General features: G+C 66.9%; 24 protein-coding genes. 6 read left to right on the top strand and 18 right to left on the bottom strand.

Going from position 1 to position 25351, the window contains the following annotated elements:
* Positions 1-56: 56 nt before the first annotated feature.
* Positions 57-1604 (top strand): S41 family peptidase, encoded by a 1548-nt coding sequence (locus WDC82_RS22010; protein WP_340119565.1) that lies wholly within the window; start codon positions 57-59, stop codon positions 1602-1604.
* A 10-nt stretch (positions 1605-1614) separates the two neighbouring features.
* On the opposite strand, the gene WDC82_RS22005 is transcribed toward WDC82_RS22010, so the two are convergent.
* Positions 1615-2220: a superoxide dismutase family protein gene (locus tag WDC82_RS22005; protein ID WP_340119564.1), complete on the bottom strand. Its 606-nt coding sequence runs from the start codon at positions 2218-2220 to the stop codon at positions 1615-1617.
* A gap of 233 nt (positions 2221-2453) precedes the next feature.
* On the opposite strand from WDC82_RS22005, the gene WDC82_RS22000 reads away from it, so the two are divergent.
* Positions 2454-4085 (top strand): S41 family peptidase, encoded by a 1632-nt coding sequence (locus WDC82_RS22000; RefSeq protein WP_340119563.1) that lies wholly within the window; start codon positions 2454-2456, stop codon positions 4083-4085.
* Between the two features lie 177 nt (positions 4086-4262).
* On the opposite strand, the gene WDC82_RS21995 is transcribed toward WDC82_RS22000, so the two are convergent.
* The 6 genes from WDC82_RS21995 to hmgA form a co-directional block, all read right to left on the bottom strand.
* A complete protein-coding gene (locus WDC82_RS21995; RefSeq protein ID WP_340119562.1) occupies positions 4263-5144 on the bottom strand; it encodes a polysaccharide deacetylase family protein in 882 nt (293 codons plus the stop codon).
* A gap of 58 nt (positions 5145-5202) precedes the next feature.
* On the bottom strand, positions 5203-6528 hold the full coding sequence (locus WDC82_RS21990; RefSeq protein ID WP_340119561.1) for a TRAP transporter large permease subunit: 1326 nt from the start codon (positions 6526-6528) through the stop codon (positions 5203-5205).
* A complete protein-coding gene (locus WDC82_RS21985) occupies positions 6525-7046 on the bottom strand; it encodes a TRAP transporter small permease subunit (protein WP_340119560.1) in 522 nt (173 codons plus the stop codon). The genes WDC82_RS21990 and WDC82_RS21985 overlap by 4 nt, the downstream gene beginning before the upstream one ends.
* Positions 7047-7077: 31 nt before the next feature.
* On the bottom strand, positions 7078-8172 hold the full coding sequence (locus WDC82_RS21980) for a TRAP transporter substrate-binding protein DctP (RefSeq protein WP_340119559.1): 1095 nt from the start codon (positions 8170-8172) through the stop codon (positions 7078-7080).
* Between the two features lie 237 nt (positions 8173-8409).
* On the bottom strand, positions 8410-9435 hold the full coding sequence (locus tag WDC82_RS21975; RefSeq protein ID WP_340119558.1) for a fumarylacetoacetate hydrolase family protein: 1026 nt from the start codon (positions 9433-9435) through the stop codon (positions 8410-8412).
* A gap of 12 nt (positions 9436-9447) precedes the next feature.
* Positions 9448-10761: a homogentisate 1,2-dioxygenase gene (hmgA, locus tag WDC82_RS21970; RefSeq protein ID WP_340119557.1), complete on the bottom strand. Its 1314-nt coding sequence runs from the start codon at positions 10759-10761 to the stop codon at positions 9448-9450.
* 126 nt (positions 10762-10887) lie between these two features.
* Between hmgA and WDC82_RS21965 the strand changes: the two genes are divergently transcribed.
* The 4 genes from WDC82_RS21965 (at position 10888) to WDC82_RS21950 (ending at position 13815) form a co-directional block, all read left to right on the top strand.
* Positions 10888-11352, top strand: coding sequence for a MarR family transcriptional regulator (locus tag WDC82_RS21965; RefSeq protein ID WP_340119556.1), 465 nt, complete (start codon positions 10888-10890; stop codon positions 11350-11352).
* 125 nt (positions 11353-11477) lie between these two features.
* A complete protein-coding gene (locus tag WDC82_RS21960; protein ID WP_340119555.1) occupies positions 11478-12290 on the top strand; it encodes a transglutaminase family protein in 813 nt (270 codons plus the stop codon).
* A 148-nt stretch (positions 12291-12438) separates the two neighbouring features.
* Positions 12439-13347, top strand: coding sequence for a transglutaminase family protein (locus tag WDC82_RS21955; RefSeq protein WP_340119554.1), 909 nt, complete (start codon positions 12439-12441; stop codon positions 13345-13347).
* 114 nt (positions 13348-13461) lie between these two features.
* Entirely contained in the window at positions 13462-13815 is a 354-nt protein-coding gene (locus WDC82_RS21950) for a hypothetical protein (protein ID WP_340119553.1), read from the top strand.
* A gap of 250 nt (positions 13816-14065) precedes the next feature.
* On the opposite strand, the gene WDC82_RS21945 is transcribed toward WDC82_RS21950, so the two are convergent.
* The 11 genes from WDC82_RS21945 to hemP all read right to left on the bottom strand — a co-directional run bounded on the left by WDC82_RS21945 (position 14066) and on the right by hemP (position 25325).
* Positions 14066-14752 (bottom strand): ABC transporter ATP-binding protein, encoded by a 687-nt coding sequence (locus tag WDC82_RS21945; RefSeq protein ID WP_340119552.1) that lies wholly within the window; start codon positions 14750-14752, stop codon positions 14066-14068.
* Positions 14752-15534, bottom strand: coding sequence for an ABC transporter ATP-binding protein (locus tag WDC82_RS21940; protein WP_340119551.1), 783 nt, complete (start codon positions 15532-15534; stop codon positions 14752-14754). The genes WDC82_RS21945 and WDC82_RS21940 overlap by 1 nt, the downstream gene beginning before the upstream one ends.
* On the bottom strand, positions 15527-16519 hold the full coding sequence (locus WDC82_RS21935; protein ID WP_340119550.1) for a branched-chain amino acid ABC transporter permease: 993 nt from the start codon (positions 16517-16519) through the stop codon (positions 15527-15529). The genes WDC82_RS21940 and WDC82_RS21935 overlap by 8 nt, the downstream gene beginning before the upstream one ends.
* 3 nt (positions 16520-16522) lie before the next feature.
* Positions 16523-17443, bottom strand: a complete 921-nt coding sequence (locus WDC82_RS21930) for a branched-chain amino acid ABC transporter permease (RefSeq protein WP_340119549.1) — start codon at positions 17441-17443, stop codon at positions 16523-16525.
* A 177-nt stretch (positions 17444-17620) separates the two neighbouring features.
* Entirely contained in the window at positions 17621-18793 is a 1173-nt protein-coding gene (locus WDC82_RS21925; RefSeq protein ID WP_340119548.1) for an ABC transporter substrate-binding protein, read from the bottom strand.
* Positions 18794-18975: 182 nt separating this feature from the next.
* The gene (locus tag WDC82_RS21920; RefSeq protein WP_340119547.1) at positions 18976-19764 is read right to left on the bottom strand and encodes a heme ABC transporter ATP-binding protein; all 789 of its coding nucleotides are present in this window, start codon (positions 19762-19764) and stop codon (positions 18976-18978) included.
* Complete coding sequence (locus WDC82_RS21915) at positions 19764-20852, bottom strand: iron ABC transporter permease (RefSeq protein ID WP_340119546.1); 1089 nt, start codon at positions 20850-20852, stop codon at positions 19764-19766. Before WDC82_RS21915 ends, WDC82_RS21920 begins: the two co-directional genes overlap by 1 nt.
* A gap of 7 nt (positions 20853-20859) precedes the next feature.
* A complete protein-coding gene (locus WDC82_RS21910) occupies positions 20860-21777 on the bottom strand; it encodes an ABC transporter substrate-binding protein (protein WP_340119545.1) in 918 nt (305 codons plus the stop codon).
* A complete protein-coding gene (locus WDC82_RS21905) occupies positions 21774-22844 on the bottom strand; it encodes a ChuX/HutX family heme-like substrate-binding protein (RefSeq protein WP_340119544.1) in 1071 nt (356 codons plus the stop codon). Before WDC82_RS21905 ends, WDC82_RS21910 begins: the two co-directional genes overlap by 4 nt.
* Positions 22845-22879: 35 nt before the next feature.
* Entirely contained in the window at positions 22880-25069 is a 2190-nt protein-coding gene (locus tag WDC82_RS21900; RefSeq protein ID WP_340119543.1) for a TonB-dependent receptor domain-containing protein, read from the bottom strand.
* Between the two features lie 148 nt (positions 25070-25217).
* A complete protein-coding gene (hemP, locus tag WDC82_RS21895; protein ID WP_370661573.1) occupies positions 25218-25325 on the bottom strand; it encodes a hemin uptake protein HemP in 108 nt (35 codons plus the stop codon).
* Positions 25326-25351 lie beyond the last annotated feature (26 nt).

The following is a 25351-nucleotide window of genomic DNA, read 5'->3' as shown; positions in this document are numbered from 1 at the left end:
CTGCACGCGAATTTGTCACTTCTGTGCAAGCGCAACACACAGGGGGCGGCAGGCGCATGCGGGGGATATTGGCTTGGGCGCTCGGCGCGCTTTTCCTGATGGGGCTCGGCGGGTGCGCCGGAAAGGACACGAGCTCCCTCTCGGAGAGCCAAGCCCGACGAACCATTCAAGCCGCACTGACGGACATCGAAGACATCTACTATCGCGAGACCAAGGCCGCGGAACTCGTTGGTGCCGGTCTTGAAGAGATTAACGTGCGATATCCCACGGTCGAGTTCAGCCGGCGGGGCGAAGCAATCGTTGCCACCGTCGAGGGGAACTCTGTCGACAGTCTCGCGATCCAAAACGACAAGGGAGCGTCGGAAAAGTGGGCCGAACAGCTGACGCCGATGCTGGTACAGATCGCGGCGATACTGAAAGGCGACGATAAGCCTGACCTCGAGGATTTAACCGACACTTTCCTGGGCGGCATCACTAACGACCTAGATCCGTTCACCGGCTACAAATCACGGCGTGAAGCCAGGACCGAACGCCAGCGGTTCAGCGGCAAGCCCGGCACCCTCGCCATCCGTGTGAAGCGCGAAGCCAGAGGTCTGCGGATCGTGCAGGTCTACATCGCGGACGCGCTTGGATCGGGCCTGTTGCGCCAGGATGACTTAATCGTAGAGATCGACGGGGTTCCTACGATCGGGATAAACGAAGATACTTTCCAAGGCCTCATCCGTGGCGCTGTTGGCAGCCCCGTCGTTGTCAAAATCCTGCGTTCCAATGACGAGGTGCCGGTAACCGTCCCGTTGCAGCGTGAAAAGGATGATGCCAACGCCGTCGCCGTCTTTCGGGAGGGCGACATCCAACGGATTGTCGTGGTGCGATTTCATGGGCGTATGATCAACGATCTGCGGGACCTGTTGTACGACCTGAAGAACGATCTGCAACCAGCCAAGGGAATCATCCTCGATCTGCGAAACAATCCCGGGGGCCTTCTCGATTCCACCGTCTCTGCCGCCGACTTCTTTCTCAGCGAGGGACGCATCCTCACAACCCAAGGGCGCCATAGCGACAGCCATCAGAACTTCGTTGCCTCGTCGGCACCGCCGGAGATCGATCAGCCGCTGGTCGTGCTGGTCGACCAATCCTCCGCCGCCGGCAGTGAGATCGTCGCGGCAGCCTTGCAAGACAACGGGCGAGCCGTCGTGGTCGGTACAGCCACTTTCGGCAAAGGGACCATTCAAACGTTCCTGCCCATGCCGAATCAGGGCATATTCGGCATAACTTGGACCGAGATATATACGCCAGCCAACTACCGCCTCGAGAAACGCGGCGTCATGCCGACGGTCTGCACCGGCGGTGATGTGACGGCTGAGGCGATCCTGGCAGATCTGCGGCGGGGTGCGGGCGTCATCGACCAGGCCACCCGCACCCAGGACATCGACCCGGACGACGACGCGGCCGTCGCGGCCTTCCGTTCCCTCTGTCCGCCGCGCAGCGACGGAGACGACATCAGCCTGGAGGTGGCCGAAGCCATCCTCGCGGACCCGGCGCTCTATGCTGGCGTCCTGGGGCGAGAAAGGCAGACACTGCACACCCGTACCGCCGGGAACTAAACCCGCACAATCACCCCGCTGGCCCTTTCAGGACACCGCAGGCGATGCGGTCGCCGGCGGCGCCGGCCGGGTCGGTCTCGTAGTCGTCGGCACCCTCGTGGATCACCACCGCGGCGCCGTCGTTGTCGAGCAGGCTGTCGCCGACTTCCAGGCGGGTGTTGAACATCTCGAAGGACAATTCACCCGAGGCGGGCACGTAGATGTTCGGCAGGTCGCCGACGTGGGGCCCGGCCTGGGAATCGAAACCGTGATTGGCCATAGTCGGGTTGTAGTGGCCGCCGGCGGACTTGAAGGGCGGCTCGCATTCGCCGGTCTCATGGATATGGAAGGCGTGGGTGCCTTCCGGCAGGTTCTCCAGATGAACGATGACCGAGGTCCCGTTCTCGCGCTGAGCGAGTTCGACGGTGCCCACCGGCTCGCCCTCGGCGTTCATCAGCGCCGCGCTGGCCGCGTCGCCGGGCCCGGCCCAGGCGGTCGACGCGAGCGCCAGACTAACCGCCAGGACTGAAGCGCCCGCCAGCCCTCCTAGGACCACAGGATTGCGAAGGTCAAATCGTTCTTGGCGGGCGATGGCGGCCACGCGCGCGATGCGCCGGGACCGGTTTCGTGGGCTCATGGCACTGCCTCCTTAATCGCGTCATCCCTCAGGGAATTCTTAGGATGAACGCCGGAATATCGCCCCAGTTCCCGGCCGCAGGTCGCCCACCGCGGGCCGGTTCCGCCAGAGCCCCAAAGCGTGAGAATCCGGGCTACGCCCTCCCCAATCCCAAGCCGAACGACAGAGAGGTGTTTAAAACTTTAAAGGGAACTGCCATGCTGTGAGGCCAACCGCGATACGGATGCCGCGCTATGGATCTCTTCAGAATTTCCGCCCGTTGCTTGCTCGTCGCTTCTGCCCTCACTCTCTCGGCTTGTGCCGGCGGCCAGGCGGGTCAAAGCCTCTCTACTGCCGAGAGCCAAGAGGAGTTCGCTGCCGCGATCTACCAAGCGATGCAGGACCGGGCGCTGAACCCCGGGCTGCCGCCGAACACAACTGCCACGCAGTTCACCATCGGCATCGGCCTGCAGGTCCTGTCCGACGTCCATTTGGCGCCGCTCAACACCTTCGATCTGGTGGCGGCAGGCTTTGCAAACCTTGCTCGTACGGATCCCGATTTCGACGTCTCCATCGGCGACAGGGACATCGAGATCAGCACCCGCGGCAAGCGGCTCCACTGGTTCGCCCTGCCGCCTGAGAGGGCCTTTCCCGAGTGGGGGCTGGAGGTCGATAGGTCGATCCAGGAATACCTGAAGCAGCGCACCAGCAACGCTGGACTGACCCCTGACGCACTCTACGATGCATTCCTGGAAGGCGTGGCGACAGCTTCCGGGCCGTTCACAGACTATGCGACTCGCGACGACGTGCGCCTCCAGGAAAGCTTCCTGGCCGGCGAAGCCGCCGACGTCGGACTCGGCCTCCAAATTACGGACGCCGGCGCGGAGATCCGGGCCATCCTGGATGTCGACCTCTTGGACGTTGCCCTGCTGAAACAAGGCAACACGGTCGTCTCGATTGACGGTCATGCCGTCACCGGCCTCGGCTGGATCGCCGTCGAAAAGCTGCTTCTGGGGCCCGCGGGAACCAGTGCGGCTCTGAGCATCGTGGAACCAGGGAAAGACACGGCCACGACTGTTTCTGTCAGGCGGGTGACGGTGAACCCACCCCCTTTACGCAGGACGCGGGTCGGGAACGTGCTCCACGTAGAGATCGTCCAGTTTCATCCGCGTACGGCAATCAGTCTTATAGACGCGCTGAAGCAGGCTTCGCAGAATGGCCCAGAGATAGAGGGAGTTATCCTGGATTTCCGCAGCAATCCCCAGGGACTGTTAGACAGCGGCATCGCCGTCGCCGACATTTTCCTCGAACACGGCAAGATTCTATCCACCTGGGGCAAACACGAGAACAGCCGCCAGGTTTTTGAGGCGCGCGGAAATGCCACGACAAACCGGCTTCCGCTCGTCGTACTTATCCGCGAGGAAACCGAAGGGGTCGCTGTCGTGGTCGCCTCAGCGCTGCAGGATCTGGAGCGCGCCGTGGTCATCGGACAGGCATCAGGCGGCTCCGGGCCCATCACCGGGGGCATGAGGCTGCCAAACGGCGGAGCCTTCAATTTTCCGATCGCGGATGTATTCGCCTCTTCCGGCTACCACCTCAACTGGCGCGGTGTCATGCCCACGATCTGCACCAGCGGTGCGGCCTCGGCGGCGGCTGTAATCGAAGCGTTGCGCCGGGAACAGCGAATGATCGATCACACGACCCGCACGCGAGACGTCGACACGGAGGACCCGGCAGCGATTGCGGCCTTCCGCTCCCACTGTCCAGGGCGCCGCGGTGGTGCGGATGTCGATCTCGCAGTGGCGCAGGCCTTGCTCGAAGACAGCGCGCTCTACGCCGAGGTCCTCTCGGCCAGCAACGTGAAAGGGCAGACCGCGGCGCGCTGACCAGCGTCGCCTCGGTCGCATCCAGGCGAGCCAGGGCGATGACATCGAACTACGGCGATCGCGTCGCCGAGATGACCTCCTCCGCCCGCGCGCGGCCCAGGCAAACGGCGTCGACGCGCCGGCACGATGCCGCCTGCGATCCTCAGGCCCATGAGCGGGTAGACGAACAGACGGCATCTAGATGGCAAAATCGTTATCGATCACATGCGCCGCGATGGCGCCGGGCGTGGTAAGCCAGATGTCGTCGCGTTTGGCGGCGATGTGCTCCAGCGCGCGGCGCAGGTGGCGCAGCCGGTAGGGCTGGCCGACGAGGTAGGGGTGCAGGGCGATGCCCATGACCAGCGGCTGCGCTTTCGACTGCTCCAGCATCTCCTCGAAGTTATCGACGATGAGGTCGGTGAAGTCAGACGGGCTCAGGCGATGCAGCGGAATCGCCGGGATGTCGTTCACCTCCTGCGGATAGGGCACGGCGAGAATGCGGCCCTGCCGCGTCTTCACCCAGATCGGCTGATCGTCGCCGCACCAGTCTAGGATGTAGCGGTACCCGGCCTCCTGCAGCAGGTCCGGCGTCACCACGCTCTCGGAGATCCACGGGCCGAGCCAGCCTTCCGGCGCCCTGCCTTCCGCCTCGGTCAGCACCTGCGTCGCCTCGGCGATCAGCGCGCGCTCATCCGTCTCGTCGAAGGCGGCCTGACGCTCCGAGTTGGTGCGGCCGTGGCCGATGATCTCGTCGCCGCGCGCGCGGAAGGCATCGACGACCTGGGGGCAGTAATCGTAGATCGCCGCGTTCACCAGCACGCCGGCCGGCAGCGCCAGGGCGTCGAAGATCTCCAGCATGCGCCAGACGCCAACGCGGTTACCGTAGTCGCGCCAGGCGTAGTTCAGCACGTCGGGCTCACCGAAAGCCGGGGCCAATTTGGCGCCGAGGCCCTCGCCGAAGGCGAAGTGCTCCAGGTTGAGGCCGAAATAGACCGCCAGGCGCTTGCCGTTCGGCCAATCGTAGTCCGGCCGGTCGGTGATCGCCCGATAGCCGTAGCGCCCGTGCGTCGGCAGCGTCATGTCCCCTCCCCCAATGCCTATCTTGCCTGGGCGCTTCGTCCCTGGATCGGCTGTCCGCCTACCAGCCTATCGCGTCGGGCAGCCAGGTGGCCAGCGACGGCCAGAAGAACAGCACCGCCAGCGCCAGCAGTTGGATGCCGATGAAGGGCACCGCGCCGCGGTAGATGTCCCCCGTGGTGATGCCGGGCGGCGCCGCCCCCTTCAGGAAGAACAGGGCCCAGCCGAAGGGCGGCGTCAGGAAGGAGGTCTGCAGGTTCAGCGAGATCAGCATGGCCAGCCAGACAGGATCGACGCCTGAGGAGGCGAAGAACGGCAGGAACAGCGGCAGGGCGATGTAGGAGATCTCGATCCACTCCAGGAAGAAGCCCAGGATGAACAGCAGCACCATCATGAAGACGATGGCCGCCGTGACGCCGCCGGGCAGGAAGGCGAACATGTCCTGCACCATGTCCTCGCCGCGCAGCCCCCGGAAGGCCAGCGAGAACACCTGGGCCGCGATGAGGATGAAGAAGATCATCGCCGAGATCCGCGTCGTGCTCTGGCTCACCTCGCGCAGCATGCCGATGGTGAGGCGCCCGTAGAGCGCGGCGATGAGGATCGAGAGGAAGGCGCCCACGGCGGCCGCCTCGGTCGGCGAGGCCAGCCCGCCGATGATCGAGCCCAGCACGCCGAAGATGAGCACCAGCGGCGGCGCCAGCACCCAGGTGGCGCGCCGCACCAGCGCCGCACCGCTCAGCGCCGCGCGTTCCTCGGCGGGCAGCGGCGGGGCGACATCCGGGCGCAGATAGGCGAGGCCCAGGATGTAGATGCAATAAAGCGCGGCCAGGAACAGCCCGGGCAGCATCGCCGCGGCAAAGAGCGTGCCGACGGACTGGGCGGTGATGTCGGCCAGCAGGATCAAGACCAGGCTGGGCGGAATGATCTGGCCCAGAGTTCCCGAGGCGCAGATGGTGCCACAGGCAAGGCTCTTGGAATAGCCGCGGCGCAGCAGCACCGGCAGGGTCAGCAGCGTCAGGGTCACCACCGTCGCGCCGACGATGCCGGTGGAGGCGCCCAGCAGCACCCCGACGATGATGATCGCCATGGCCATGCCGCCGCGCAGGCGCCCGGCCAGCACGCCGACGATGTCGAGCATCTGCTCGGCAACCCGGCTGCGCTCCAGCATCACCCCCATGAAGACGAACAGCGGGATGGCGATGAACTCGTATTTGGTCACCACCCCGAAGATGCGCGCCGGCAAAAGGTTGAAGAGAAAATCGCCGAATCCCAGCATGCCGAAGACGAAGCCGGCGAGCGCGATGCCGATGCCGACCGGCATGCCGATGGTGAGCAGCACGAAGAAGCCGAGGATCATGCCCACGGCCAGCCATTCGTTGGGGGTCATTGCCGATCCTCCCCGCGCGGTCCCGCCAGGAAGAGCGCACCGTGGCGCAAGGCCATGGCCGTTGCCTGGATGATCATCACGGCGAATCCGGCCGGGATCAGCGCCTTCAGGGCGTAGCGGGCGGGGATGCCGCCCGGATCGGGCGACTGCTCGCCGGTGAGCCAGGACTGGCCGACGTAGTTCATCGAGTAGCGGATGATCATGATCGACACGCCGATCAGCACCAGGGCCGAAACGAAGTCGACCAGGTGCTGGCTGCGCGGGCTCATGCGCTCGTACAGCATGTCGACGCGCACATGCTCGCCGTGGCGCAGCGTATAGGTGATACCGAACAGGGCGATGACCGCCAGCAGGTGCCACTCGGCCTCCTGCAGCCAGACGGTGCCCCAGGAGAACAGGTAGCGGCTGGCCACGTTGAACGTGACCAGCAGCACCAGCAGCAGGGTGACCCAGGCGGCGGCCCGACCGATCAGGTCGGTGACCGCCTCAAGGGCGTCTGCCAGACGCAGTAACGACATGGATGCTTGGATGTCCTCGATGCGGGCGGGATCAGGCGTTGCGAAGCTGGCTGTGCCAGACCTCCTCGCTGATCTGCGCCCACTTGTCGTGGGTTTTCTTGAAGTCGAAGTAGGACTTCATCACCTTCGCGAAGGCCGGGTCGCCGCTTGCGAGTTCCGCGTAGACGCCTTCCATCTCCTTGTGGAGCGCGGCGACCACGTCGGCCGGCAGCACCCGCGTCTCGGTGCCGGTGGCGACCATCTCGTCCAAGGCGGTGGCGTTCACCGCTTCGGCTTCGCTGTGCATCAGCAGGTTGGTCGTCGCGCAGGCGTTGTAGACGATGGCCTGGAGGTCGGCCGGCAGGCTTTCCCAGGCCGCCTTGTTGATGGCGAACTCGGTGACCGTGCAGGGCTCGTGCCAGCCGGTGGTGTAGTAGTACTTGGCCGCCTTGTTGAGGCCGAGCACCTTGTCCTGAGCCGGGCCGACCCATTCGGCCGCGTCGATGACGCCGCGCTCCAGCGCTGGGAAGATCTCGCCGCCCGGCAAGAGGCGCACGTCGACGCCCAGCTTTGCATAGGCGCGGCCGGCGAGGCCCGGGATACGCATCTTCAGGCCCTCAAGGTCGGCGACCGAGTTGATCTCCTTGTTGAACCAGCCGGTCATCTGCACGCCGGTATTGCCGCAGGGGAAAGCCACCAGGTTCAGCGGCGCGTAGACTTCGTGCCACAGCTCGATCCCGCCGCCGCTGTAGAACCAGGCGTTCTGGCCCTGGAACGACATGCCGAAGGGCACGGCGCCGAAGAACTGCGCCGCCGGTACCTTGCCCGCGCCGAAGTAGGACACCCAGCCGTTGCACTCGACGATGCCCTGGGAGGCGGCGTCGAAGCCTTCGAAGGCCGGCACCAGTTCACCGCCATGATAGATCTGGATGTCGAGGCGCCCATCCGACATCGCCTTGATGCGCGCGCAGAGATCGCTCAGCGAGCCCGGCCCGACCGAGTACATCGGCTGGCCCGGCGGGAATGCCGTGGTCAGCTTCCACTGGAATGTCTGCTGGGCCCGGACGACAGCCGGTGCCGCGATGGTGGTCGTGGCCGCCGCCGCGGTCGCCACCGTACCCTTCGTTAGAAACTCCCGACGCTTCATCGTGAACACTCCTCCTGTTCAGTGATTGCCTCACGGCACGCCTCGGGGGTTCCCTCCCTGTTTGTTCGCATTACTACGTTTTTTCTTGCGCGAGGGCTCAGTCGACCAGCGAATTAGAGTGCTGGCAAGAAAAATCAACGCTCCGGCAAGAGCATCCGTGGTCGAATTACACTGAAGCACCGGGAATAATCGATATCGACTACTCGGCGCGATCTCGGCATTACCTGAGCGTGTGGTTCAGGACGCCTTCTCGACCCGCTGATCGATCGCGCCGAAGATCGAGCGACCCCGGCGGTCCAGCATCTCGATGCGCACGCGGTCGCCCGACTTCAGGAAGGGCGTCCTGGCGCTGCCATGCAGGAGAGTCTCCACCGTGCGCTGCTCGGCGATGCAGGAATAGCCGCGCCCGCCCTCGGCGATGGGCTTGCCCGGGCCGCCCTCGGCGTCGCGGTTGGAGACGGTGCCGGAGCCGATGATGGTGCCCGCGCCGAGGCGCCGGGTCCTCGCCGCGTGGACGATGAGCGCCGGAAAGTCGAAGGTCATGTCCTCGCCCGCCTCGGCCTTGCCAAAAGGCTCGCCGTTGAGGCTTACCAGCAGGGGCAGGTGCAGCCTGCCGCCGTACCAGGCGTCACCCAGCTCGTCCGGTGTCACCGCCGTCGAGGAGGCGGCGGAGGACGGCTTCGACTGGAAGAAGCCGAAGCCCTTGGCGAGTTCCGCCGGGATGAGGTTGCGCAGGCTGACGTCGTTCACCAGCATGACCAGGCGGATCGCCGCCGCCGCCTGCTCGCGCGTGGCGCCCATCGGCACGTCGTCGACGATGACCGCCACCTCCGCCTCGAAGTCGATGCCCCAATCCTCCCCGCCATCCTTGTCGGCCAGTGCGATGGGGTCGCGCGGGCCGAGGAAGCCGTCGGAGCCGCCCTGGTACATGAGGGGCTCGGTCCAGAAGCTCTCCGGCATCTCGGCGCCGCGCGCCTTGCGGACCAGCGCCACGTGATTCACGTAGGCCGAGCCGTCGGCCCACTGGTAGGCGCGCGGCAGCGGCGCCTTCAGGTGGTTGGCATCGAAGGTGAAGGCATCCTCGCGGGCGTGGCGGGCCAGGGCGTCGGCCTCGTGCGCCAGCTTCGGCGCCACATCGGCCCAGTCGTCGAGCGCCGCCTGCAGGGTATGCGCAGACTCGGCCATCACCGCGCGCTCCAGGTCGGCGCGCACCACCAGCAGCCGGCCGTCGCGGGAGCCATCCTTCAGGCTGGCAAGCTTCACGATTTCAAATCCTTACGGCTTCCCATTGAAGTGCTTTTGCAAGCCTCGCCAACAGTCCTGGTAATCGGTATCCAGGGTTTCCAATCGCGCGGCGAATTCAGTGATTTGCTGCGGCAATCTCGTCTCGAACATGAAGGCAAGCGTCCCGCTCTGCTTCACCGGCTCCAGGGCCTCGGTCGAGGCCTTCTCGAAGGCCGCGCGGTCGGGCCCGTGGGGGAGCATGCAATTGTGAAGGCTCATGCCGCCGGGGACGAAGCCGCCGGGCTTGGCGTCGTAAACGCCCTCGATGAGGCCCATGAATTCCGACATCACGTTCATATGGTACCACGGCGGGCGGAAGGTGTTCTCGGCCACCATCCAGCGTTCGGGAAAGATCACGAAATCGACATTGGCCGTCCCCGGCACCGCCGTCGGCGCCGTCAGCACGGTGAAGATCGAGGGGTCGGCGTGATCGAACAGCACTGTGTTCACCGGGCAGAAGCGCTTCAGATCATACTTGTAGGGCACATAGTTGCCATGCCACGCGACGACGTCGAGCGGCGACTGGCCGAGCGCGCAGCTGTGGAAGGCACCGCCCCACTTCACGGTCAGGGTCGAGGGCTCCTCGCGGTCCTCGTAGGCGGCGACCGGCGCCAGGAAGTCGCGCGGGTTCGCCAGACCATTCGCGCCGATCGGCCCGAGGTTCGGCAGGGTCATCGGCGCGCCGTAGTTCTCGCAGACGTAGCCTCTTGCCCCCTTGCCCTTGGGCCCGTCCAGCGGCGCGGCGCGGAACTTCACCCCGCGCGGGATGACCAGGGCCTCGCCGGGGCCCGCCTCCAGCACTCCGAACTCGGTATCGAAGCGCAGGCGGCCCTGCTGCGGCAGGATCAGTAGTTCGCCGTCGGCATTGTAGAAGTACTCGTTCTCCATCGCCGCGGTAACGAGGTAGATGTGCGCCGCCATGCCGGTATGGGTGGTGATGTCGCCGGCGGTGGTCATGGTGCGCAGGCCGGTCAGGAAGGTGAGGTCCTCGCCTTGAGGGATTGGCACCGGCCCCCAGCGCAGCGGCCCCAGCGGCAGGCGGTCGAAAGCCGGGTCCGGCGGCGAGATCCAGTAGTGCAGATCGCGCCGCTGAAACCGCCCGATGTGCTTTACCGTGGGGCGGATGCGATAGAGCCAGGAGCGCCGGTTCTCCGCCCGCGGCGCCGTGAAGGGCGAGCCGCTCAACTGCTCGGCATAGAGCCCGTAGGGGCAGCGCTGCGGCGAATTCTGCCCCTGCGGCAGGGCACCGGGCAGCGCCTCGCTGGCGAATTCGTTGCCGAAACCCGAGAGATAGCTGAGCGGCATGGCGGGCTCTCTTTTCTCCGTGAGCGGGACCGTCCCCGGGGACAGACGGTTGACGGCCCCCCTTGTGATAGTTACAGATGTAACTATCAAGCCTGCCTCCGGAAGCCTTTAGGGAACCTGAAGCCCATGGACCTGCGCCTCGAGACCTTCCTGCCCTACCGCCTGAACCGGGCCGCCGCCGTGTCCAGCAAGCATTTTTCGCGCATCTACCAGGCGGAGTTCGGCCTGACGGTGCCGGAATGGCGGGTGCTGGCGACCCTCGGCCAGATCGGCACCGCCAGCGCGACGGAGATCGGCCAGCACTCGGCCATGCACAAGACCAAGGTGAGCCGGGCCGTCACCGCCCTGCAGCAACGCCGCTGGGTCACGCGGGAAACCGACGGCATGGACCGCCGCATCGAACACCTGACCCTCACCGCCGCCGGCCAGAGCGCGTTTCGCCGCCTCGCCCCCAAGATGCTGGCCCATGAGGACGCGCTGATGGACCGCCTCAGCGCGCGCGAGCGCGCCGATCTGCTGCGCGGCCTCGCCGTGCTGGAGAAGGCGTTGGGGATTCCAGTGGCGGAGACCCTAGAAGAAGAGGCAAGCTGACGGCGACGCGGCGTCCTGGAACGATTCCCCGGTGGAACCGTTGACCTAGAGTACCTCGACGTTTAGACGATCGCGATAAGGTGCGAAGACCCCCTTTTCCCCATTCTAAGGAGCACGGCACCACCATGAAAATAGAGGCCGGCTTCACCCTGGGTTACGACTGTCCGCAGCCGACACCGATGCTGCTTACGCTGCGGGTGCACCCCTCGAGGCAGCCGGACCTTCTGAGCAGCGACAGCCTCAGCTTCGATCCGCCGCTCCCCTCCGCCGACTATACCGACAGCTTCGGCAACATCTGCACGCGGATCGTGGCCCCCGCCGGGGTCACCAAGATTTCCTGCGGCTTCGAGATTCTCGACAGCGGCGAGCCGGACCTCACGCCCGAGGGGGCCGTGCAGAATGAGATCATGGATCTGCCGGACGACGTGCTGCTGTTCCTGCTGGGCAGCCGCTACTGCGACACCGAGCGTCTCGCCGACCTGGCCGGCAAGCTGTTCAACGACACGCCGCCGGGCTGGGCGCGGGTGCAGGCGATCTGCGACTACGTCCACCAACACATCGAGTTCAACTATATGCGGGCGGACTCTTGGCGCACGGCCTACGGCGGCTACAGCGAACGCACCGGCGTCTGCCGCGACTTCGCGCACCTGGCCATCACGCTGTGCCGCTGCATGAACATTCCGGCGCGCTACTGCACCGGCTACCTGGGCGACATCGGCGTGCCGCCGGACGGCCAGCCGATGGACTTCAGCGCCTGGTTCGAGGTGTACCTGGGCAATCGCTGGTATACTGCCGACGCGCGCCACAACAAGCCGCGCACCGGCCGCATCCTCATGGCACGCGGCCGCGACGCCACCGACGTGGCGCTGGCCACCATCTTCGGCCCCTCCCTCATCGCCGGCTTCGACGTGGTGACGGAAGAAGTGCCGGAGGCCTGACCGCGCCGGCCGGCCCGTCCCGGGGGCAGAGTTCGTCCACAACTTTGCTCCGGAACATTGTTATGCCAGACGCGTTTTCCCCCGCGGCCGGACTTCCGGCCACGGCAGACCAGGGTGTCTGCTCGGACCAGCTGGAGGGACGCGTAGCATGCGGATCAAGGCAGGATTCAGGATCGGATTTTCGTGCCCGCAGGAAACTCCCATCCTGCTGGCGCTGCGCACCCACCCGTCGCGGCGCCACGACCTTCTGAGCGAAGACGGCCTGGTATTCGATCCCGGCCTGCCGTCGCACAGCTACCTCGACAGCTTCGGTAACCTCTGCACGCGCATCGTCGCTCCCGCCGGCGACACCCTCATCCACACCGAGTTTCTGGTGCGCGACAGCGGGCAGCCCGATCCCGTCGTGCCCGACGCGCGCCAGCACGCTATCGAGGAGCTGCCCGATGATGTCCTGGTCTACCTGCTGGGCAGCCGCTATGTCGATACCGACCACCTGGGCGACATCGCCGGCGCGCTGTTCACCGACGTCGCACCGGGCTGGCCCCGGGTGCAGGCGATCTGCGACTTCGTGCACAATCACATTGCCTTCGACTACGCCGCCGCGGACGACCGGCGCACCGCCTACGGCGGCTACCAGGACCGCACCGGGGTGTGCCGCGACTTCGCGCACCTCGCCGTCGCGCTGTGCCGCTGCATGAATATCCCCGCGCGCTACTGCACCGGCTACCTGGGCGACATCGGCGTGCCCGCCGACCCGGCGCCGATGGACTTCAGCGCCTGGTTCGAGGCCTGGCTCGGCGGGCGCTGGTACGCCTTCGACGCCCGCCACAATGTGCCGCGCATCGGCCGCATCCTGGTCGCAACGGGCCGCGACGCGACCGACGTCGCCCTGTCGACCAGCTTCGGCGCCGCCCGGCTCACCACCTTCGAAGTGCTGACGGAAGAGGTCGCCGAGCCGGCGGCACCCGTGACCTCCCTCGACAGCCACCCGGCGCGGCGCCGCCGCCTGATGCCGCCGCGGCGGCTTCCCGCCGGTACGCGGGCGGCCCCGCGATAAGAGAGCCGACCCGCCGTCGAGGCAAAATCGTGGCCCTCTGTCGCAGCCTTAATCTCGCCATTTTGGTGGAGCACAGAAGGGGCGGCGTTTCGATCCTTTTGCAATGAGGCCACTTTGCTTCCGCCGCGCAATTCGCTTTGGCAGCAGCCGGGCAGTACCCTGTGGTCGTTGGCGCTGACGTTCTGGCTCGCCGCCGGCGGTCCGGCGGAGGCGGAGGACCTGTCCTGGGCCCTCGACGTCGCGCGCGGCCATATCGCAACAGAATACGCTTGGCCCGAATCAGATTACCATCTGCGCATTGCCCGCGAAGACCCGGACCGCGTTGCCGTCTACGCGCATCACATGGACGACAACGCGATGGGAAAACTGACCAGCGAAGGAACCATAATGGCGGGTGGCGGAAAGTCGTTCGAAATGGTCATCAGCCGGAAGACTCATGGCGTCATCTTGGAATGGTATTTCCAGTAGATCGCCACCTCTCTCCTGTCACCCTCGGGCTTGACCCGAGGGTCCATTCGGCCGTTCGCACGCTCCGATCCGTAATCGACACGGATGCCGGGTCAAGCCCGGCAATGACAGTGGGGGCATCGCACGGTCGCAGCCAAATTATAGCTGTCGTCCCGGCACTTGATGCCGGGACCCATTGCCGTGGCCGGCTTTTCCTGCACTGATGGCAATGGATCCCGGGGTCAAGCCCCGGGATGACAATGGACAGTAGTCAGACGCCCAGAAAGCGATCCTGCAGGGCTGCGTCGGCGGCGAGCTCGGCGGCGCTGCCGTGCCAGACCGAGGCGCCCTTTTCCAGGATGACGCAGGCGTCGGCCAGCGGCAGCAGGTCCTTCAGGTTCTTGTCGACGATGAGGATGGCCTGCCCCCTGCCCTTCACGTCGCGGATGGCGGCCCAGATCTCCTGTCTTATCACCGGCGCCAGGCCTTCGGTCGCCTCGTCGAGGATGAGCAGGCGCGGGTTGGTCATGAGGGCGCGGCCGATGGCCAGCATCTGCTGCTCGCCGCCGCTGAGCGTTCGCGCGATCTGGCCGGCACGCTCGCCCAGGCGCGGAAACAGCGCCGCGACGCTCTCCAGGTCCCACCCTTCCCCTCTTGCCGTGGCAACGAGGTTCTCGCGCACCGTGAGGTTGGGAAAGCAGCGGCGTCCTTCCGGCACCAGGCCGATGCCGAGCCGCGCGACGCGGAAGGCCGGCATCCCTGCAATGGCGCGGCCGCGGAAGATGACGCGACCCGCCCTGGGCGGCGTCAGGCCGCAGAGCGAGCGGATCGTGGTGGTCTTGCCCATGCCGTTGCGCCCCAGCAGCGCAACCAACTCTCCTTCGCCGACTTTCAGGTCGACGCCGAACAGGGCCTGCGAGGCGCCGTAGAAGGTTTGCAGACCGCTTGCCTCCAGCATCACGCGCCTCCCGCTTTCTCATGCAGGTGGTCGCCGAGGTAGGCTTCGCGCACGGCAGCGGAGGCGCGGATCTCCTCCACCGTGCCCGTCGCGATGATCTGGCCGTAGACCAGCACCGAAATGCGGTCGGCCAGTGCGAAGACCGCGTCCATGTCGTGCTCGACCAGCAGCATGCCCGCCTCGTGCTTCAGGGTCGCGAGAAAGGCGGTCAGTTCCTTGGTGCCTTCGGGCCCGAGCCCCGCCATGGGCTCGTCCAGCAGCAGCAGCCGGGGGCTCAATGCCAGCGCCAGCCCCACCTCCAGCAGGCGGCGCTCGCCGTGGGAGAGCGCGCCGACCGGGTCCTCGGCGCGCAGCGTGAGCCGCACGCGATCCAGCACGCCCAGCGCCTCGGCACGCAGGCCCTCATCCCGCCGTACCGATGCCCAGAATCCCGCCCAGGAACCAAAGGCCCCCGTTTTACGGGCCTGCAGCGCCAGCATGACGTTGCGCAGCACCGAAAAACCGTTTGCCAGCGAAGACACCTGGAAGGTGCGCCCGAGGCCGAGGCGCGCGCGCCGCGCCACCGGCCAGGTGGTGACGTTCTCGCCCAGCAGCATCACCCGGCCGGCGTCGGGCTTGAGGCTGCCGGCGACCTGGGCGATGAGGGTCGACTTGCCGGCACCATTGGGGCCGATGAGGGCATGGATCTCGCCGGGCATGACGGTGAGGTCCACGCCGTCGGTGGCCTTCAAGGCGCCAAAGCTCTTGTGCAATCCCTCCAGCTTCAGCAAGGCGTCAGTCATGGCGCGCCCTCCCCGCCAGCAGGCCAACGACGCCGCCGCGCGCGAAGAGCACGACGCTCAAGAGGATGAGGCCCAGCACAAGCTGCCAGCGGTCGGTCCAGCCGCCGATGAAGCTCTCCAGCAGGATGAAAAGCGCTGCCCCGGCGACGGGCCCGAAGAGGCGCCCGACGCCGCCCAGGATGACGAAGATGATGATCTCGCCGGAGAGATGCCACGACAGCATGGAGGGACTGACGAAGCCGTTCAGCTCGGCAAAGAGCGCGCCGGCGAGGCCCGTCACCATGGCCGAAAGCGTGAAGGCCGTGAGCTTCACCGGATAGGGCGCGATACCGAGGGTGGCGAGGCGCTCGGGGTTCATGCGGGCGCACTGCAAGGCCGCGCCGAAGCGCGAGTCGACCAGCCGGTGCATGCAGAACAGCGACGCCAGCAGCAGCGTGTAGCAGACCAGGAAGAAGGTGAGCGGGTCGTCGGCCTCGATGCCCGGCAGGCCGCTGCGCAGGTAGATGGAAAGGCCGTCCTCGCCGCCGTAGGTCGGCAGCGAGATGGCGAAGTAGTAGATCATCTGGGCGAACGCCAGCGTGATCATGATGAAGTAGACGCCCGTCGTGCGCAGCGAAATGGCGCCGATGGCGAGCGCGACGGCGGCGCTGACCGCCATGGCGACCAGACAGATGACCAGCATGTGCTCGCTGCCGCCGATTTCGAAGGGCCAGACCAGAAAGGCAGAGCCCTCGAAGGCGTGCAGCGCGGCGATGCCGGCGACATAGCCGCCGAGGCCGAAGAAGGCGGCGTGGCCGAAGCTCACCATGCCACCGATGCCGAGCGCGAGGTTGAGGCCGACGCCGGCCAGCGCGAGGATGGCGACGCGGCTGGCCAGCGCCACGTAGAAGGGCTCGTCCAGCGCGAAGGCGATGAGCGGCGCCGCCAGCAGCAGCAGCGCCAGCGCGGCGTTCACCAGCATTTCGCGATTCAGCGCGGCGCCCATGCCTCAGGCATCCACCGGGAAGAGGCCCCGGGGCCGGAAGGCCAGTACCGCCGCCATCAGCAGGTAGATCGCCATGGCCGACAGCGCGGAGCCGACCGAACTCGCCTCGGAGGCCGGTAGGAAGAGGCCAAAGAGCTGCGGCAGGAAGACGCGGCCCAAGGTGTCGGTGACGCCGACCAGGACGGCGCCCAGCAGCGCCCCCTTGATGGAGCCGATGCCGCCGATGATGATGACCACGAAGGCGAGGATCAGCACCGGCTCGCCCATGCCGACCTGCACCGACTGCAGGGCACCGACCAGGCCGCCCGCGAGGCCCGCCAGCGCCGCGCCGAGGGCGAAGACGGCGGTGTAGAGGGTGCGGATGTCGACGCCGAGGGCACCGATCATTTCGCGGTCGGACTCGCCGGCGCGGATCTGCATGCCCAGGCGCGTCTTGGCGATCAGCAGGTAGAGCCCCGCCGCCGTCGCCAGTCCCACACCGATGATGGCCAGGCGGTAGGCCGGATAGCCGCCGCCGCCCGGCAGCGGCACCGCACCGGACAACGCCTCGGGGATGTCGAGGTAAAGCGGACGGTCGCCGAACACCCAACGCATGAGCTCGGAGAAGATGAGGATGAGCGCGAAGGTCGCCAGCACCTGGTCCAGGTGATCACGGTCGTAGAGCCGGCGGATGACGAGGATCTCGACCAGCGCGCCGGCCGCCGCGGCGGCGAGGAAGCCGCCGCCGAGGCCGAGCCAGAAGGAGCCCGTCTCCCCCGCGATCCAGGCGCAGAAGAAAGCACCGACCATGAAGAGCGAGCCGTGCGCCAGGTTGATGAGCCCCATGACGCCGAACACCAGCGTCAGCCCGGCGGCCATGAGGAACAGCATGACGCCCAGCTGCACGCCGTTCAGAAGCTGCTCGATGAGAAAGGCTGCGGACAAGAAACAAGGTCCCGCTTGAGATGTCGGCCTTAGGGCCCGGTCGACCTCGTGCTTCGAGACGCGCGCTCAAGCGCGCTCCTCAGCATGAGGTCGACCTTTTCGTCCTCCGACCTCATCCTGAGGAGACCGCGAAAGCGGTCGTCTCGAAGGATGGGCAATCCACGCGCTGTCAGCCGCTCACATCTTGCAGTCGTCGACGTAGGCGTGCGAGCGCTGCTTCAGGCCGACGCCGATGATCTTGTTGGTCAGCACGTCGCCCTCCTTCACCACCTCGCGGACGTAGATGTCCTGGATCGGGTGATGGGTGGCGTCGAACTTGAAGCTGCCGCGCACCGAGGCGAAGTCCGCCGCCTCCAGCGCCTTGCGGAAGGCGTCCTTGTCTTCGATGCCCGCCTGCTTCCAGGCCGCGACGATGAGGTTCGCCGCGTCGTAGCCCTGGCTGGCATAAAGCGACGGCAGGCGGCCGTATGCCGCCTGGAAAGCCTCGACGAAGGCCTTGTTGGCGGCGTTGTCGAGGTCCTTCGACCACTGCGAGGTGTTCTTCACGCCCAACGCCGCATCGCCGACGGCGGCAAGGATGCCCTGGTCGAAGGAGAACGCCGGGCCGAACAGCGGCACCGTGAGGCCCGACTGGGCGTACTGCTTCACGAAGGCGATGCCCATGCCGCCGGGCAGGAAGAAAAACACCGAGTCCGGATCCGCCTCGCGGATCTGTGCGATCTCGGCGGCGTAGTCGGTCTGGCCCAGCTTGGTGTAGATCTCGCCCGCGACATCGCCGGTGTAGAAGCGCTTGAAGCCGGTCAGCGCGTCCTTGCCCGCCGGATAGTTCGGCGCCAGGATGTAGGGCTTCTTGTAGCCGTTCTCCTGGACGTAGCCGCCCATAGCCTCGTGCAGGTTGTCATTCTGCCAGGCGACGTTGAAGTAGTTCGCGTCGCAGGCCTTGCCGGCCAGCGCCGAGGGGCCGGCGTTGGGGCTGATGTAGAAGACGCCCTGCTTCACCGCCGCGGGCACCACCGCCATCGCCAGGTTCGACCAGATGATGCCGGTCAGGATGTCGACCTTGTCGCGCTGAATGAACTTGTCGGCGATCTGCTTGGCGATATCAGGCTTCTGGGCGTCGTCCTCGATCATCACCTCGATGCCGCTCTCGCCCGACTGCTTCAGCGCCAGCATGAAGCCGTCGCGCACGTCGATGCCGAGGCCCGAGCCGCCGCCGGACAAGGTGGTGATCATGCCGATCTTGAGGTCAGCCGCCTGGGCCGGGACCTGCGCGGCGCCGAGTGTCAAGGCGGCACCCACGGTAGCGCCGGCGGCCAGGCCCAATGCCAGGCCTTTCAACGAATTCCTCATAAACTGCCTCCTGTTTTCCCCGTCGGTGCTTGGGGCCTGCCGCCCCTTCACGGCACCTTGTGGTTGTAGCCCGGAGCCCTGCCCCCGAACCCAGAAGGATATACCGCGTCCGGCCGGCTTCCGCCATAGGGGCGGGCCGACTGCGTTTTGCCCCTCTCCCCTTGCGGGAGAGGGATATGGAGTCAGACCGGCACCACCTGTGGGCAGCCCCGGGTGGGGTGGCGGGTGATGTGGACCGGCAGATCGAAGGTCCCGCGCACCAGATCTTCGGTGAGCACGTCTACCGGCGTGCCCTCGGCGGCGAGGCTGCCGCGGCTCAGCACCACCAGGCGGTCGGCGTACATCGCCGCGAGATTGAGGTCGTGCAGGATCGCCAGGACGCCGATGCCACGCTGGGCGGCGCGCCGGGCGGTCTTCAAGGTCGCGTGCTGGTGCGCGAGGTCGAGGCTGGAGGTCGGCTCGTCGAGCAGCAGGTAGCGGGGCCGGTCGCCGCCGTCGGTCTGCGCAAAGTCGATCTGCGCCAGCACGCGGGCCAGCTGCACCCGCTGGCGCTCGCCGCCGGAGAGCGTGGTGTAGAGACGGTGGGCCAGGTGGCTCACCTCCGCCTCGGCAAGACAGGCCACGGCGATGGCGAGATCGTCTGCTCGCGACGACGCCCCGGCATGGGGCGAGCGGCCGAGCAGCACCACCTCCAGCACCGGAAAGCCGAAGGCGAGTTCAGAATGCTGCGGCAGCACGGCGCGGCGAAGTGCCAGGGCCCGCGGCGGCCAGTCGGCAAGCGCGCGCCCCTCCAGCGCCGCTTCCCCCTGCTGCGGCCGGAGGGTGCCGGCGAGGACCGCCAGCAGGGTCGACTTGCCGGCGCCGTTGGGCCCCAGCACTGCCACCACCTCGCCGGGCGCCACGGCCAGCGACGGCCCGCGCAGCACCTCGGCGGCGCCGAAGCGCACGTGGATGTCGTCGGCGCGCAGCATCACCAGCCGCCGCCCCGCCGCCGGCGCAGCAGCAGCCAGATGAAGAACGGCCCGCCGATGCAGGCCATGAGGATGCTGATCGGTAGTTCCGCCGGCAGCACCACGGTGCGCGCGAAGAGATCGGCGATCAGCAGCAGTGTGGCGCCGAACATCATGCAACACGGCAGCAGCAGGCGGTGGTCCGGCCCGGCCAGCAGACGCACCACGTGGGGCACCACCAGGCCGACGAAGCTGATGACGCCGGTCAGCGCCACCGCCGCCCCGGTCACCAGCGCCGCGAGCACCACGATGGCGCGCTTGGTGCGCTCGACCCTAAAACCCAGGTGTCCCGCCTCGCTCTCGCCCAGCAGCAGCGCGTTCAGCGGTCGGGCAAAGAGCAGCAGGGCCAGCGCGCCGATGACGAGGAAGGGCGCCCCGGCGCCAAGGCTGTCCCAGGTGGCGCCGCCCAGGCTGCCCAGCAGCCAGAAGTTCAGGTCGCGCAGCTGCTGGTCGTCGCTCATGAAGACCATCAGGCCGACCCCGGCAGCGGTTATCGCGTTCATCGCGACACCGGCCAGCAGCATGATGGCGACGTCGGTGCGCCCATCTCGGCTGGCGATGTGGTAGACGATCAGCGTCGTCGCAAGGCCGCCACAGAAAGCCGCCAGGGGCAGCAGCAGGGACAGCGGTACGACGGCCGTGACCATCACCAGGCTGCCGCCCAGCACGATCACCGCGGCGGCGGCCAGCGCCGCACCGGTCGAGACGCCGATCAGAGCGGGGTCGGCCAGAGGATTGCGGAACAGGCCCTGCAGCGCCGCGCCGGAGATCGCCAGGGCGGCGCCGACCAGGACACCGATGAGGGCGCGCGGCAACCGGATGGCGAGCAGCACGGCTTCCTGCTGGGCGGTAAACGGCCAGGGCAGTTCGACGCCGATCTGCGCGGCGAGAATGGCAAGGGACTGCCCGGGACCGATGGCAACGGCGCCATAGCCGACCGCCAGCAGAAAAGCAGCGGCAAAGGCGGCGCCGAAGAGCGACAGCGCCAGCAGGCCGCGGCGCTGCCGGGCCTGTGCGAAGCGGGAAACGTCCAGTGCCACGGAACTCATCGGCCGCCTATTGGGGGACCGCCGGCACGGCCACCGACGGATGCAGCTGCTTGCCGAGTTCGGCGGCGGCTTCCGCGGTGCGCGGACCGAAGCCGAGCAGCAGCAGGGTATCCATGACCACCACGCGTTGGTTCTTGGCCGCCGGCGTGAGCGAAATCTCCGGCACCGACAGCAGCCCCTCCATGCCGCCGAGCAGGTCGAGCGAGCGCCCGCCGATCAGCAAGACCTCCGGCGCCGCGGCGACGGCGGCTTCCGGCGACAGCGGCTTGTAGCTCTCGAAGCCGTCGATGGCATTGGTGCCGCCGGCCAGCGCGATGATCCCCTCCGCCGCAGTCTTGCGCCCGGCGGCGACCGGCGTACGGCTCTTGCCGATGCTCAGGAGGAACAAAACGCGGGGGCGCTCGGTCACCTCGGCGAAGGCCTCACGCACGGCGGCCAGTTCAGCGCCTACCTTGTCGCGCAGCGCCCGTCCCGCCTCTTCGACGCCCAGCGCCGCCGCCACCATGTCGATTTTCTCCAGCACCCCTTCGGGCGTGTAGTCGTCGGGGACCACCACCACCGGCACGCCGGCGTCGCGCAGCTGGTCCAGCGCCGCCGGCGGTCCGGCGTCCTCGATCGCCAGCACAAGGTCCGGGCCGAGCGCCAGGATCGGCTCGGCCGAGAGCTGGCGCATGTAACCGACGTTGGGAAGCTCCGTGGCCGCCGCCGGATAGAGGCTGGTCGTGTCCACCGCGAGCAAGCGATCCTCTTGCCCGAGGGCGTAGACGATCTCAGTCACCGCACCACCGACCGCGACAATGCGCTGGTTGGCGGTAACGGTCACCTGCTTGCCGGTGGCGTCGACCAGCGTCTCCGCCTGGGCAGCGCCGACACCGAAAACAAGCGCCGCGGCAACGGCGGCGACGGCCAGGAGCACCCGGGTCATTGCACTGCAACTCCCTCGGGCTGAAACGAGTCGATCAGCGCACGCCACTCAGCCAGCTCGGCCTGACCCTCGTGACGCTCGCCGAACATCCAGGCGATCTGCCCGCCGTCACCGTCATAGATCTCCAGCGAGGTGACGATGCCGTCGCGGGTCGGCTTGCGCACCACCCAGGTCTCGGCGATGTGGTCGTCGCGCAGATGGAGATTGAAGCCGGGGTCGAGCACGTTGAACCACGGACCGACCTGCTTCAGCTTCTTCACCGGGCCGGTATGAATCTGCACCACGCCGGGGCTGCCGACGAAAATCATGATCGAGAGCCCGCTCTCGGCCGCCTGTTCCAAGCCCAGGCGGAAGCTGCCGGAATCAACGCGGTAGGCGAGGTCTTCACCGACCAGCCGAAAGGCCTGCAGCCGCCCGACGCCGAGGTCAACCAGCATCGCGCGGAAATCGTGGACGTCCTGCAGCGCCTGCCAGCGATCGCGCAGGGCACCGCGGTCGATCAGGTCGTCGGGGCGGTCGCCCGGCGGCGGCGTCTTGGCCGCCACCTTGATCGCCGGCGCCTGGTCGGCGTGGAGATGCCTGGCGACGAGCTTCTCATATGCCGCCGCGTCGCTTTCCTCGCGCAGGTAGACCTTGTGGACGGCGAGACCATCGATGTCGAAGAACTGCAGACTATGGCGGACGGCCCCGTGTGCCTCCTCCGCCACCGCGAAGCCGAAGTGCCAGTGGCTGAAGAAGAGGCGCAGATCGACGTCGCGGTTCAGCACCAGCCCCATGTTCTGAAAGGCGGAGACCTTGTCGAAGGCGCCGACCTTCTCGTGCACGGCGCTTTCGTTACGGGTCAGCACCATCACTGTGCCCAGCCCGGGCAACTCCCTCAGCAGATCCGGCCAGGGCCCGTCGAGACGGCGCACGCCCGCGCCGCAGCGCGCGGCGACCAGCTCGGCTTCCGAAACGCCGAGCCGCGCGGCGGCGTCGCGGGCGCGCAGGCCCGGCTCCGCCTCCTTCAGCACCGCGAAGCGCTGCATCAGTTCTTCGCCGGCCGGGCGGTGTTCACTCATATCCATGCGTACTTTCTCCTGATACGGCCGCTGCCTTTGCCTCACCACGTGAGGGAGTAGCTGACCAGTCCCTTGAAATTGATGCCCTGCTCCGGTACGCCGACGAAGACGCGGTCGTAGTTCTCGTCGAAAAGGTTGTCGACGCCGAGGTCGACGCGCAGGCCTCTCAACAGACCTTCGCTCGGTTGCCAGGCGAAAAAGATGTCGTGCACGTCGTAGGCGTCGCGCTCCTCAGACTCGTCGTCCACTTTGTCGAACTTCGCGGCGAAGGTACTGCGAAAGCCGAAGAGAGAGTCGATCTCGGGAACCTTGACACCGCCCATGAAGGTGAAGCGGTCGGGCGTCAGCACGCCCAGCTTCTCGCCGGTATCGCGGTCCTCGCCGTCGATCCGCGAATAGCCCGCCGAGGCGATGAAGCGCGGGCCGTCGTAGTAGGCCTCGATCTCGTCACCCCACAGCTTGGCCTTGGGGACGTTGGTGGAGGTCGTCGTGCCGTCGCACTGGCCGAGGGCGGGGATACAGCCGACGAAGAAGTCTTCCCGCTGCTCGACGGAAAGATCGATGAAGTCCTTGCCCCAGATCATGAAGTGGGAAGCCTTGAACTCCAGCTTGTCGCGGTCCTCGAAGACATCCTTGAAGCTCATGCCGGCGCCGAACTCGACGGTCTGGGTCCGCTGCGGCTTCAGGTCAGGGTTGGCGACGAAGCGGTTCACCACCGTGTTGCCAGGCCCAAGCGGGATCTCGAAGTGCGTGCCGCTCATGTAGAGCTCGTCGACATGGGGCGCCCGGAAAGCGTGGCCGTAGCTGGCGAAGACGTTGAACCACTCGGCCGGCAGGTAGCTCACGCCGATGCGCGGCGAAACCGCCTGGTCCTCGTTGCTGTCGGCGAGATCGCTGGACGAGCGGTAGGAGTCGAAGCGCACGCCGGGAATGATCAGCACGTCCCCAGGCAGCACGCCGAAGGGCTCGGCAATGGCGAACTCGCCCTGGGCGAAGAGGCCGAAGAAGGTGGTGGTGGCGTCCGGCACGCCCTCGCGGTCGCCGCTGGCCGAGGCGCCGTTCTGCTCATCGCGATTGAACTCGCCGCCGTAGGTGAAGGTCGCGCCGATATCGTCGGTCAGCATCGCCCGCGAGCGGTTGTCGAGCCGGAATCCTATGGTGTCGACGTCGCGCTTCAGTTTCTCGCCGAGCGGCCCGGCGCCGAGGTCGTCGAGGCGCAACTCGTCGACCTGCATATCCGTGTAGTAGGCCACCGCTTCGATCCCGAGCAGGTTGTCGGCGGGGTTCTGGTAGCTGTAGGCGAGCCGGTAGGTGTCGGAACGGATTTCCTTGTCGACAATATCGTCGCTGCCCAGACCCTGGCCGTTGCTCGGCTCCTCCGCATCGTTGCGGAAGGTCAGGAAGGAGCCTTCGATCGTGTGGTGCTCGGCGAACGTGTAGCTGGCCTTGCCGAGCCCGGAGAGGATGTCGTCGTCGCTGTTGTCCAGCTCGCTGCCGTCGCCCAGCTCGATGGAGCCGGAATCGCGCTTGGCGATGTTGGCCACCAGGTCGAGCCCTTGGACGGGCGTGGCGACGCCGGTGAAGCTGCCGTAGGTTTCGCGGTTCGCGGTCTGGTAGCCCGTTGACACCTTGGTGCCGACGGTTTCGCCGGGGGCCAGAATGTCGCCGGCATCGATGGTGCGGAACTCGATGACGCCGCCGGTGCCGCCGCTGCCATAGAGCGAGGACGCCGAGCCGCGCAGCACCTCAACCGATTTCAGCACGCTGGGATCGATGAAGAAGCGGCCATCATGGCCGGAGTTGTAGTTCTGCCGCGCGCCGTCGAAGAGGACGACGACGTCGGGGCCGGAGAAGCCGCGGATGCTCGGCACCTCGCCGGTGCGCCGCGGGCCGCCGGAGAATTCCACACCCGGGACGAAGCGCAGGATGTCGTCCGGCGACGAAGGTTGCAGGGTCTCAAGCTGTTGCGGACCGATCACCGTGACCATGCCCGGATACTCGAAGGCCTTGATCGGATTGCGCGTCGCCGTCACCGAGATAGTGTCGAGCTGTGTCGCCTCGACCCCACTTTCTTCCGCCTCCGGCGCGGCTTCTTGCGCCAGTTGCCCTGCGGCCTCGGCGCTCAGCGCCGGCTCGCTCCCTTCAACCACGGCCTGCCCCTGTGCGGCACCGCCGGACAGCAGCGCGATGACGGTGAGACTCGTGCCCCAAAATGAATGTCGACCAACCATGCAAACTCCCCCATGCCCCCTTGCGGGGCTCTTCAAGGTCGTCCGGGCTGGCTGCCGATAACGCAAGCATTGGGTGGCTGGCTGGGACTCTTCGGATGTTCAAGGATGCGCGGCACCGCCGGGGCTCTGGCGGCCCCGGCGACCGCGCCTACTTCGTGAGGATCAGTTTCCCCTTGCTGGTGCAGCGCAGGCGGTACTCGTCGCCCTCGTGGACGATGATGACCTCCTGGGCATCGGCGAGCAGGTCGCGACTCAACAGTCGGCGTAGCGCGGCCCTGGCCG

Origin of the sequence: Pelagibius sp. 7325 (assembly GCF_037652055.1) — a bacterium.
GTDB lineage: Bacteria > Pseudomonadota > Alphaproteobacteria > Kiloniellales > Kiloniellaceae > Pelagibius.
This window is presented reverse-complemented; position numbering and strand designations above follow the sequence as displayed.